Raw genomic sequence first — 11,576 nt, forward strand, 5'->3', positions numbered from 1 at the left:
ATTCGATCGTCGGGCGGCCCGGATCGCCGCCATCCACGACACGCCCGCAGGATCGCGCGGAATGGGACATCCCGACGAGATGCCCGAGATGCGGGATGCGTCCCTCACGTCGTCCTCAGGCGCGGGCACCGGGGTCGTTACCGCTTCACGGTCATGGCCGAGGCCGCGACGGTTTCCGGTCGCGTGCAGGTCGATCCGGCCGTGACGGACAGGCACCAGTCCGACCGGCTGGTGCCTCGGGGGATCCTCGAACTCGCCGGCCTCCTCGCGCTCCGGGTGGAGACGGAGGACGATGGAGCGGGCGTGGCCGCTGACCCGGTCCCGGAGGCAGTGGGCAAGGGGACGTGAGCAAGGGCAGGGGCTGCGCCGCCAGCCCTGCCGTCCCGGCGCGTCGATCGGCGACACGGCCTTTCGCAGGCGTTCTCCATGAATGACGCTCGGCATATATATCGCGACCAGACGCGTCGAAGGATACGAGGATGCCCCGAGTCTCGCAGGAACAGGCCAAGCTCAATCGTCAACGGGTGGTGCAGGTCGCCGCGGCCCTGTTCCGCGAGCGGGGCCTCCATGGCGTCGGCGTCGCCGACATCATGGCTGCCGCCGGTCTCACCCATGGCGGGTTCTATGGGCAGTTCGACAGCAAGGACGCCCTCGCGGTCGAGGCGTTCGACGCGGCGCTCGCCGAGGAGTATCGCGGGGCGCTCGACGTCCTGATCACGAACTACCTGTCCGTCGACCATGTCCGGACGCCCGGCAAGGGCTGCCCGCTCGCCGCCCTCGCCAACGACGTTGCGCGGGAGCCGGCCGGCAGTGCCGTCCGCTCACGATTCACCCACGGCGTGCGGCACCTCGCCGGGCTTCTCGCCGACCTGATCCCCAGGATGTCGAGGGAGCGCCGTCGGCAGCGCTCCCTGGCACACCTCTCGACCCTCGTCGGAGCGGTCGTCCTCGCACGGGCGGTCGACGACGAGGCGCTTGCCAACGACCTGATCGAGGCGGCGCGCGCCTCTGTCGCCGGATGAGGTCCACCGGCGACGTGAACGCCCCCGACTCTGTGCAAGGATCGGGAGGTCGTCATGCCGCGCCTGCATGGTGGTCCAAACCTCCATCGGCCTGATCGAGACCGATCTCGTCGCAGGTCTCGGCACCGATGCCCTGGCCGGGATGGCCCTCGTCTTCCCGGTGGCGATGCTCGTCCAGATGGTCTCCGCCGGCGGGATCGGCGGGGGCATCCAGCCGGTCGTTTCGCGCACGCTCGGGCCCGGCCGGCAGGCGGAGGCCGGGCTTCTCGCCTGGCACGCAGTGGCGCTCGCTCTGGCGCTCGGGGTCGCACCGGCCGCGGGTTCTAAGCAGACTTGCGTTGGCAGGCCAACGCTTCGTCCGCTTAGTTTCTTATTTGATCGCAGATTTATGCCGCCGAACCGGTGACCACTTTGGCGAAATCTGCTGAGGCGATGACGGTTGCCCTGTGCCGACGATGATCTCCGGGCGGCAAAGACGGTCCTGCCCAGGTCCCCGCGGTCCGATCGGCACCGCGGCGGGCCGCTCCGGGGGACGTCGTCGGGGCCATCCACGCGCGCAGACCGGTGGGACCGCCGTGGAGGGAGCCGATCCGGTCCGTCCCTCGACCCCGGCGTCAACCGACGGGGCCGACGGGCCGCCTAGTCGTAAGGTGTCTCAGGATGCGCGCGAGCTGCTCGGCCGAGTACGGCTTGTGCAGGAGCTCGAAGCCTTCCACCCCGTCCTGCGCCAGTACGTGGCTGTACCCCGAGGCGAGCAGGACCGGCAGGCCGGGGAAACGGTTGCGCAGTTCCTTCGCGAGGGCGACGCCACCCATGCCGGGCATGACCACGTCCGAGAACACGGCGTCGTACCCGCCTCCGTCGGCGCCGAGCTTGTCGAGCGCGTCCTCGGCGTTGACCGCCAGGGCGGTGCGGTAGCCGAGGTCGTCCAGGGTCTGCGTGGCGAAGCGCCCGACCTCGACGTTGTCCTCCACGACCAGGATCGACTGCCCCGTCCCCATGGGCGACCCGGCATCCGGCTCGACGGCGCGCCCCGGTAGCCGGTCCGGGACCACGTCGACCTCTGGCAGGTAGAGGGTGAAGGTCGTGCCCCGGCCGAGCCTGGTCTCCACGTCGACGTCGCCGCCGGACTGCTTGGCGAACCCGAAGACCTGGCTCAGGCCGAGCCCGGTTCCCTTGCCCACCGGCTTGGTGGTGAAGAACGGCTCGAAGATGCGTGCGAGTTGGTCGGGCGCGATGCCGCGGCCGGTGTCGCCGAGCGAGACCGCCACGAAGGCGCCCTCGGCGCCGGCATGGCCGCGGATCGGCGGAAGCCCGGCCCTGCGCGTCAGGCGCAGGGTCAGGACACCCTCTCCGTCCATGGCATCCCGGGCGTTGACCGCCATGTTGACCAGGGCGGTCTCGAACTGGCTCAGGTCGGCCTTGGCGAAGCAGGGATCCTCTGGAAGCTCCACGTCCAGGCGGATGCGCGCGCCCGTCACGGTGTCGAGCATCTCGGCGGCGGCGCGAAGCCGCTCGCCGACCTCGAACACCTCGGGCTTCAGCGCCTGGCGACGCGCGAACGCGAGGAGTTGCCCGGTCAGCTTGGCCGCCCGGTCGACCGTGTCGGAGACGGCGTCGAGGTAGCGCCGCTTACGGTCCTCGGGCAATTCCGGCCGCCGCAGGAAGTCGACGGACGAGCGGATGATGGTCAGCAGGTTGTTGAAGTCGTGCGCCACGCCACCGGTCAGCTGGCCGACGGCCTCCATCTTCTGCGACTGCCGCAGGGCCTCCTGGGTTCTGGCGAGTTCGGCCTCGGCTTGCAGCCGCATCGAGACGTCCTTGGCGTAGTGGAAGGCGCCGACAATGCGACCGTCCTGATCGCGCAGGGGGGAGTACGAGACCTCCCAGCAAGGCTTGGCCAAGTCCGGGTCGCCGAACTCCTCGGTGACGGTGAAGACCTCGCCCGTCAGGGCCCGGGTCATCAGCGCCCGCATGACCGGGGCTTGGTCCGGGGGAAGCAGGTCGGGGAAGACCTCTCCGATCCGTACCCGGTGCGCGAACATCCGGAAGAACTCGTCGCTATGCGCCTGGTTGAACGCGATGACGCGATAATCCGTGTCGAAGGCGCAGATCGGCGCCGCGCTCGACGCGATGATGTCGCGCGAGAGCCTGAGCTCCGCGGTGCGGTCCGCGACTTGCCGTTCCAGGTCCTCGTTCAGGGACCTCAGCGCCTCGGCTCCGGCCCGGCGGTCGGCCTCGGCGTGGTAGCGCTCCGTGATGTCCCGCGAGATGGCGACGAGCTTCGTCCCGCCCCCCTCCTCGGAGACGAACGGGGCGAAGCTCACCTCCCACCATCGCGGCTCGCCCTTGGCGGTCGGGCACAAACCCTCGATCCGGACGGTTTCGCCCGCGGCGGCCCGCCGGACCGCGTCGCGCAGCTTGGCCTGCTCGTCGGCCGGCCAGAGGGAGGCATACTCCCGACCGAGGATGTCCTGGACGCAATCGATCTGGTTGAGCACGGCGCCGTGGGCGCTCATGTATGCGAGGACGCCGTCGGCGGAGAGAACCTTCACGCAGTCCGGGCTGGCGGCCAGGATGCTCCTGACGAAGCTCTCGCTGCGCCGGAGGGCTTCGCCGCCCGCGAGCCGGCGATGGGCGTCGACGTGGAACCCGATCAGCTCGGCGAACGACCGGAACATGCCGACGACGCCGGGGTCACTGACCCGGGCCGGCCGCGGGTCGATGGCGCAGAGGGTGCCGAAGAAGCTGCCGTCCGGCAGGCGGATCGGCATCGAGGCGTAGCTCTGGAAACCGTAAAGCGCCGGGGTCGGATGGCAACGGAAGGCCGGGTCCTCGGCGACGTGGTCGATCACGACCTCGGTGCCGCTCCCGCGGATCTCGTTGCAGATGGTCGTCGCGAGCGGGAGCTCGCCCCCGGGCCTCAGCCCGAAGCCGATCCCGTCCCTCACGCTGCAGGCGACCCAGCGGTCCTCGGTCACCCTGGCGACGGCGGCGAAGCCCATCCCGGTCGTGCGGCAGACCACGTCGAGGATCAAGGGAACCGCCGCGATGCCCTCGACCGCAAGCACGTCCGCCTGGATCTCGGTCGGGAGGGACGGACCGGGGACGTGGGTGTTCATCAAGCGTCCGCCTTCTTGCAGGACGGGGCCCTGCGGGATCGCGGCGCCTTGTGGTCGCGCTCGATCAGGAGGCGCAGGCCCGCCCTCACGACCCCGCTGGCGTTCGCGCCGTGCCCACTGTCGACCTTGGCCTTGATGTAGCCTTCGAGCTCGTGGGCCGGCGCGATGGTGCGGGTCGGGATGTTCGACATGGGTAACCGTGACAGATGACCCAAGGGCTGTCAAAACGTGGCGACCCGCTTTTCTGTGCAAACCATGGGGCAGCGAGGGACGCGGCACGTCGGCCGGCCGCGACTGCCAATCGCTTTCCGGCCGGGTTAGGCGGGAGCTTCGGGAGAGCCCCGCGGAAGCGCGACCCCGCGGTCGGGTATCGTTGGGCGCTCCCCGATACCTCGCACGCGAGTTGATCTTCGATCCTGGCCTGGGGTCCTTCCGACAGGCCGGGACCATGCACAGAACGTCCGGCAGCACCTCACCGACTTTGTCGCAGCCACCAACTTTGCGCGTCGGCTCAAGACGTTACCGGCCTCACACCCTGCGAGGCCATCGGCAAAGCCTGGACAGACGACCCGTCCAGGTTCACTCCTGAACCACACCACCAAACTCCGGGCCAACCATCGAGTATCCAAAAAGAGATTTTCTTGAAAATGAAATACTCCCATTTTCTCGGCTCTATACAACACAAAAAAGAACATCATGAATTATATTTTAAGCCAAGGAATTTATATAAATGCAGATAGGAAAAATTAATCTATGACACTCAACTATCTTTTGATCGTATAGAGCGCTTATGGATCGTGTAGAGGAGAAATTCATATGAATGTACCACTTTCAGGGCGTATTGCGCTGATTACCGGTGTCACTGGGCAGGACGGTGCGTATCTTTCCGAGCTTCTGCTGAATAAAGGTTACATCGTCCACGGTCTCAAACGACGCTCGTCTTCGTTCAACACCGGCCGCGTGGAACACCTCTATCAGGATCCGCACGAAAGCGACCAGCGTTACATTCTGCACTATGGCGACATGACCGATGCGACCAATCTGATCCGTATTGTTCAAAATGTGCAGCCGGACGAAATTTATAACTTGGCCGCACAGAGCCACGTACATGTTAGTTTTGAGACCCCTGAGTACACCGCCAATGCCGATGCACTTGGTACCCTGCGACTACTTGAAGCAATCCGCCTGCTCGGGTTGACCAAAAAGACTCGTTTTTATCAAGCTTCGACTTCAGAATTATACGGCAAAGTCCAGGAAACACCTCAAAGCGAGACTACCCCCTTCTACCCACGCAGCCCCTACGCAGCCGCAAAGCTCTACGCCTACTGGATCGTGGTGAATTATCGCGAAGCGTACGGGATACACGCATCTAACGGCATCCTATTCAATCACGAGAGCCCACGGCGCGGCGAGACCTTCGTAACGCGCAAAATAACTCGCGCGGTTGCGGCAATTCATCTCGGCATTCAAGATCGTCTGTATCTTGGCAATCTCGACGCCAAACGGGACTGGGGTCATGCTCGAGATTACGTTGAGGGAATGTATCGCATAATCCAACATTCGACGCCCGATGATTACGTATTGGCAACCGGAGAAACTGTGTCGGTTCGAGAATTTGCTGAGAAAGCATTTGCCGAAATTGACAAAACGATCGAATGGAAGGGATCTGGTGTCGATGAAATTGGGATCGATGCAGCATCAGGTCGCGTTCTCGTATCAATTGATCCGCGATATTTTCGTCCAACGGAAGTCGATCTTCTTATGGGAGATGCAAGCAAAGCACGCAAGATATTAGGCTGGGAACATAAGACTAGCTGGCGCGACCTATGCTCCGAAATGGTGCGCGAGGACATCGCTCTCGCTCTTAAAGATCAGCGCAGGAACACGGAATAATCGCATGTTCTCCCTCACAGGCAAAAAAGTTTGGGTTGCGGGCCATCGTGGCATGGTCGGCTCAGCCCTGATCCGGCGACTGGCTTCGGAAGCGTGTACGGTCGTGACCGCGGAGAGAGCGCAGGTCGACTTGATTTCACAGGAGGCGACACACCGGTTCGTGGCCGACGAGCAGCCCCAAGTCGTCATCATTGCGGCCGCGAAGGTCGGTGGCATTGCCGCCAATGCACGATATCCAGTTGATTTTCTCTATCATAATTTGATGATCCAATCCAATATCATGGAAGCATCTCATAAATACAATGTCCAAAAATTGCTTTTCCTTGGATCAAGCTGCATTTATCCTAAATTTGCACCGCAGCCAATTACCGAAGATGCATTGTTGACAGGTTCGCTAGAGCCTACAAATGAATGGTACGCAATTGCAAAGATTGCCGGCATTAAACTGGCTCAAGCATATCGCATACAGCACGGGAGAGATTTTATATCTGCCATGCCGACCAATCTCTACGGTCCGTGCGATAATTTTGATCTTGAGACCAGTCACGTCATGCCGGCGCTAATTCGAAAAATACATGAGGCAAAACAAAATGGCAGTCCAAATGTGACGGTGTGGGGGACGGGCACGCCGCGCCGCGAGTTTATGCACGTAGACGATTGCGCAGACGCACTCATCCACGTTCTTCATCACTACTCTGAATTGGAACATATCAACATCGGCACCAATCAAGATATCGCAATATCCGAATTAGCACATATGATTGCCGACATTGTCGGCTTCCGCGGAGCTATTGTGCATGATCACTCAAAACCCGACGGCACACCGCGCAAACTGATGTCGTCAGAACGACTGCGTCATCTCGGTTGGGAGCCGCGCGTTTCTCTCAAGCAGGGGATCAATCATACGTATCGCTGGTATTTGGACCAGTCACAGCAAGCACCAAACGATCATGATGGGTAAGCCCCGTCTTCGATGGGATGACAGCAGAACCTTGAGATTTGCTGGAATATTCTCTCAAGCACCGGCCGATGACGGCGGCGGTGCGTCTTGCGGCGGTAGTCACGGGTCAGCTTCCGAGGCGAGATCATTGCCTCGAGCAGTGAGTGTATCGGGTACTAGATGTTTGATCCCCGGGTTTGATGGTGCATTCTTCACGCGCGAGTAGAAGGATGCGCTATGGGCCAGGTTCACCACGGCTGTGCCACAACGACTGCGGCGATCCGTCGAGCGATCCAGCATAGTCAATATTGGGATTGCCCCGTTTCTGTGGTTCTTGCTCGTTTTGCGTGGATTATGAGGCCAGAACCATGCGACGCTTCGGGAGATCGAGGCCTGCCCGTCCGTAGCACTGGCGCTTGATAAGCTTGAGACGGTTGATCTGGCCTTCGGCCTGGCCGCTGCTCCAGGGCTCCGTGAGAGCAGCCCGGACGGCAGCGATGTCCGTCTCCAATCCCGAGGCGAACGTCGCGATGGCAGGAGCGTCGCAGCTCCGTGCTTGCGTGATCCAGGCGGCGATGTCCGCTGCAGCGTCTGCATCCTGATCATTGGTGACGGTCTTGCCCTTCCCTGCGGCGCGCACCAGGGCCGTGAAGCGGCCAGCCAGACCCGCGACCGTCCGTGCGGGGTCATCCTGCTCGACGCATCTCACCACAGCTGCGTCGCTCGCATCCAGCCCCGAGGGTGGCTGGACGAGCAACCACGCCATTTGCCGTGCGGGCGGCAATGGAGCTTCCGTGCCAGGCCGCTGCGATGCACTGGCCCTCGCACAGAGGGGTTTGCGGCCTGATCGGACCGGCCTCGTCCGGCGCTCGGCGACGAAGCGGTGCACCTGCCGGCTCGTCCCCGGGTAGCGCTGCTCCCGGATCTCGCGCCACAGGGCCATCGCGGTCTCGCAGCCCTCGTCGATCCGCTCCGCCAAGTACGCGACGTGCGGATCAAGCAGGCTCGGGCCGGCACCGTGAGGCAGCCGCGCCGGGAACGCTTCGGCGCTGGCATACTTGCGCACCGTCGCACGAGCCAGCCCCAGGGCACGGGCGATCCCGAGCAGGGGCTCCCCGCCGGCGTGCCGGCGGCGGACCTCGTCGTAGACAGCCTGCCATCGCATCCGGCTCTGTGCCCCCGCTTCCAACTCCGTCGTAGAGCGGGCAAAGGCGCGGTCGCGCTTGGCGGGACGAACGGCCGAGCCAGGGAGGAGTGGAAGGTTCCGCAACCGGGCATGGGCACTGTGGAGCCAGCGTTCGACGGCCTGCCGCATGGTGGTGAGCAGGTGCCATCGATCGGCGATCTGCTATGCCTGGGGAGCGCCAAGGCTTGCAACTCGGGCATACTCCGTCAAGCGATCCCGGGCGACGAGTTCGACGCCGGGATGCCGTTCGAGCCAGCCGGCCACCGTGGGTGCCGTGCGATCAGGGAGGAGATCGATGACGCGGTGACGATCGAGGTCGACGACGATCGTGCCGTAGCGGCGGCCCTTCCGGATTGCCCAGTTGTCGATGCCGACCCGGATGGGAGCCGGCGCGTCGGGCATCGGCATGCGGGTGACGAGCCGCAGCACGGTCGCGCGGCTTGCCGGCATGTGGAGGTGCGTGAGGAGACGCGCCCCGCCTGCACCGCCACAGGCGAGGCCGACCCTGGCCTGCGCCTCGCCAAGCCGCCGCGTGCGCCGGGCGCGCGGTGCGAGGAGGGTCATGGGCGCCTCGGCGAAGGTCCGGCGTCGGCAGGCTGGGTTGAGGCAGTTGGCGGAGCGGAAGAACCGCCGCACCTCGATGCAGAGCCTGGTCTGCGATGCCGACACTGGCAGGTCGGCGGGCTGGCGGTGATAGCGGCTATGGACGGACCGGCTCGCCTGCCCGCAATCGGGACATCGGCCGCTGGCTGCGTCCAGTCGCACGGGGATGATGAGGTGATCCTCGTGCTGCTCTACGAACCGCGCGACACGGCACTCGGGGATGGCGAGGGAGATATCCATGCCCATCCACGATGGGGAGGGCAGGCCTACCCTTCAGCGGCCCGAGTCAATCCACCGCCATCCACGTAAAACGAGCAAGAACCACAGAAACGGGGCAATCCCACGGCACGGCTCGCACAGCGGCTGGACGCCCTCGACCGGGACGTGACACGGCCCTCGCCGAGCGCGCCCGGCTGCTGCAGGAGGAGGTGTCCGCCCGGGTGGCGGAAGAGAGCAACCAGCAACTCTACGTGCTCTCGGTCCTCTCGGCACTGCTCCTGCCGCCGACATTCATCACCGGGCTGTTCGGCATGAACGTGAAGGGCTTGTCCTTCGCCGAGGACCCGCGCGGAATCCTATTCGTACTCGGCCTTGAGCCTCCTGTCGGCAGCGGCGACCTACGGTATCATCCGCGCCCTCGGCATCCGACCTCCACCCGGTTAGAACTCCGACGCACCGCGTGGGCCATGATATAATATACTGGCGCCGCCCCTCCGCTCACGCAAAGTCAGGCTTTCAGGTGGGCCGGGGCGACCTCACCGCCGAGCAGGCATCCGACGGGCCGGTTTCCCACGAAGCCGATCCTGACACGGATCTCCGACAGCCGACCCATGGCGCGACCTTGATGGACACGAATCACGCCGTCGTCCGGGGGAACCGTCCCGTCGTGGAGCAAGACGAACGCCAGGGCCGCCGCGGCGATGCCGGTCGCGGCGTCTTCCGGGTAGCCGGACGAACGCGGGAACTGGCGCGCTTCAAACAAGCGCGCCGCCCTGTCAACGACCGCGTACGGGTAGAGGCCCGTCGAGCCGATCCGCGTGCACACGGCCTCGACGGAGGCCGGATCGGGAGCCAGGCCGTTGAGGATCTCCGGGTCGCGCACCGGAACCAGCGTCTTCACGCGCGACGTGGCGGCATTATGCGCCGGCAGGTCGGCGAGCGCGTCCCGGTTGATGCCGAGAGCCGTGCAAACCTCGTCCATCCGCGCTGGCGTGAAGGGCACCACGCGGCCGGGAGGCTGGGTGATCTCGACCTCCCAGGAGCCTGCGTCGCGCACCTTCACGTAGCCGGTCACGGTGCCGCTCGCGGTTGCGACCCGTACCGAGCCGCGCGGCAATCGTCCTTGGCGGGCGAGTACCCAGAGGGCGCCGACCGTGGCGTGGGCGCACATCTCCATCTCGTGATTGGGCACGAAGAAGCGGAACCTGAAGTCGTGGGCGTCGTCCTCGGCCGGCAGCACGAAGCCGCTCTCGTGTCCGTGCCGCTGCGCGACGTCCCGCATCTCGTCCGCATCCATGCCCGCGGCGTCTGTCACAACGGGACAGGGATTGCCGCCGCCGCCCTTGTAGGTGAAGACGTCGACCACCTCGATTTCGGCCATGTCGCGAACCTCCGGGCGCTCGGGTTTCTAGACCGCGTGCGCATTTAGCACACCACGTTCTAGGTGTATGGTCCCGGAGTGAGGTGGTGCGGGTCGATGTTGGACCGGTCTGGATCTTTGGTCCATGCCTGACAGATGGTTTGGAAGGGGTTTTCCAGCGCAGCGCCTTGAGGTGCTTGGCGAAGTTGTAAGCTGTGACGAAGGCCAGCACGTGCGCCTTCAAGCTCTGCAGGTCATCGTCGTGGAAGACCTTGACGGTCGCATCCTTGATCGTCCGGTTCATGCGTTCAGCCTGACCATTGGTCCAAGGATGGTACGGTTTGGTCAGGCGATGCTCGATACCATGCTCGATGCAGACGCGATCGAAGATATGCGGACCTAGAAAACACCGGCTCGGCCCTGTCCTGTTTTTCGGCAGATCAGCGAAGGCCATGTCATTGTCGGTCAGAACGGTGTGGATCATATAGGGAAAGGTTGACACAACGTTCCGGAGGAACGCCCCCGTTCCATCTTGCCGGCACTCTCGTGGAACTCGACGTAGGTGAACTTCGAGACGCGGTCGATCGCCAGGAACATGACCAGCTTGCCATGGGCATGGCGCAACTCGCAGCTGTCGATATGCACGTAGCCGATCTCGTAAGTCTTGAACCGCTTGCGCGTCTAAGCCGTCTCGGCTGCCGGAAGACGAGAGATGCTTTGCTGTTGCAAACAACGATGCAGGGCGGAGCGACTGAGCCTCGGGATCGTGTCACGCAGGCAGCCCAGAACATCGTCGAGTGGCAGCAATGTCCGCCGCCGGAACTCAACCACAATCGCTTCTTCGGCCGGTGTCAGGACCGTGCTTCTGGACGTCTTCGGTCCCATTGGCGCATCCGTCGTCACCGTCCGTTTGCGCCATTTCGCGACTGTCTTGGGGTTCAGTCCGCACTGGGCAGCAAGGGCGCGGCTACTTTCTTGCGACGCTTGGAGCTCGGCTCGGATACGCGGCGTCGTGCGGGCGCAGCCGTGAAGAACTCCTGCCATAGTGCATCCTCCGTCTGACACGTCAGCGCCGATAATGCACCATCACACTCCGGGACTGCCCACCTAGAACATTTTCCGACGAAGTGGATGCCGGTTCGTCGTAGAAAATGCGGCAAAATCAAAGAGCGAGAGAAGCTTCGCAATTGCAACGCGATCGTGAAGCGCTCTAGAGCGTTTTCCGTTCATG

Annotated in this window: 9 protein-coding genes and 3 pseudogenes; 7 read left to right on the forward strand and 5 right to left on the reverse strand. The window is 64.0% G+C overall.

The window, feature by feature from the left end:
* Positions 1-201: 201 nt before the first annotated feature.
* From VP06_RS35780 to VP06_RS00775, 3 genes are all read left to right on the forward strand, one after another.
* The gene (locus VP06_RS35780) at positions 202-348 is read left to right on the forward strand and encodes a hypothetical protein (protein WP_156295386.1); all 147 of its coding nucleotides are present in this window, start codon (positions 202-204) and stop codon (positions 346-348) included.
* A gap of 131 nt (positions 349-479) precedes the next feature.
* On the forward strand, positions 480-1,022 hold the full coding sequence (locus VP06_RS00770; protein WP_048461918.1) for a TetR/AcrR family transcriptional regulator: 543 nt from the start codon (positions 480-482) through the stop codon (positions 1,020-1,022).
* Between the two features lie 67 nt (positions 1,023-1,089).
* Positions 1,090-1,428: an MATE family efflux transporter gene (locus tag VP06_RS00775; RefSeq protein ID WP_048461919.1), complete on the forward strand. Its 339-nt coding sequence runs from the start codon at positions 1,090-1,092 to the stop codon at positions 1,426-1,428.
* 208 nt (positions 1,429-1,636) lie between these two features.
* On the opposite strand, the gene VP06_RS00780 is transcribed toward VP06_RS00775, so the two are convergent.
* Positions 1,637-4,144 (reverse strand): PAS domain-containing protein, encoded by a 2,508-nt coding sequence (locus tag VP06_RS00780; protein WP_048461920.1) that lies wholly within the window; start codon positions 4,142-4,144, stop codon positions 1,637-1,639.
* On the reverse strand, positions 4,144-4,335 hold the full coding sequence (locus VP06_RS00785) for a ribbon-helix-helix domain-containing protein (protein ID WP_048461921.1): 192 nt from the start codon (positions 4,333-4,335) through the stop codon (positions 4,144-4,146). Before VP06_RS00785 ends, VP06_RS00780 begins: the two co-directional genes overlap by 1 nt.
* Before the next feature lie 268 nt (positions 4,336-4,603).
* Here VP06_RS00785 and VP06_RS38845 point away from each other — a divergent pair.
* The 3 genes and pseudogenes from VP06_RS38845 to fcl form a co-directional block, all read left to right on the forward strand.
* Positions 4,604-4,755: pseudogene (locus VP06_RS38845) on the forward strand (IS481 family transposase); the annotation flags it as partial.
* A gap of 205 nt (positions 4,756-4,960) precedes the next feature.
* Complete coding sequence (gmd, locus tag VP06_RS34220; protein ID WP_082167077.1) at positions 4,961-6,037, forward strand: GDP-mannose 4,6-dehydratase; 1,077 nt, start codon at positions 4,961-4,963, stop codon at positions 6,035-6,037.
* A gap of 4 nt (positions 6,038-6,041) precedes the next feature.
* Positions 6,042-6,998, forward strand: a complete 957-nt coding sequence (gene fcl / locus VP06_RS34225; protein WP_082167078.1) for a GDP-L-fucose synthase — start codon at positions 6,042-6,044, stop codon at positions 6,996-6,998.
* A 331-nt stretch (positions 6,999-7,329) separates the two neighbouring features.
* On the opposite strand, the pseudogene VP06_RS34235 reads toward fcl, so the two are convergent.
* Positions 7,330-9,006 (reverse strand): annotated as a pseudogene (locus VP06_RS34235) (ISL3 family transposase).
* An 11-nt stretch (positions 9,007-9,017) separates the two neighbouring features.
* On the opposite strand from VP06_RS34235, the gene VP06_RS00800 reads away from it, so the two are divergent.
* Positions 9,018-9,461, forward strand: coding sequence for a CorA family divalent cation transporter (locus tag VP06_RS00800; RefSeq protein WP_245290999.1), 444 nt, complete (start codon positions 9,018-9,020; stop codon positions 9,459-9,461).
* Positions 9,462-9,493: 32 nt separating this feature from the next.
* Here VP06_RS00800 and VP06_RS00805 read toward each other — a convergent pair whose 3' ends face one another.
* Positions 9,494-10,366, reverse strand: a complete 873-nt coding sequence (locus VP06_RS00805) for a PhzF family phenazine biosynthesis protein (RefSeq protein ID WP_048461924.1) — start codon at positions 10,364-10,366, stop codon at positions 9,494-9,496.
* Between the two features lie 59 nt (positions 10,367-10,425).
* Positions 10,426-11,389 (reverse strand): annotated as a pseudogene (locus tag VP06_RS34035) (IS481 family transposase).
* Positions 11,390-11,576: the final 187 nt, after the last annotated feature.

Origin of the sequence: Methylobacterium aquaticum (genome assembly GCF_001043915.1) — a bacterium.
Taxonomy (GTDB): Bacteria; Pseudomonadota; Alphaproteobacteria; order Rhizobiales; family Beijerinckiaceae; genus Methylobacterium; species Methylobacterium aquaticum.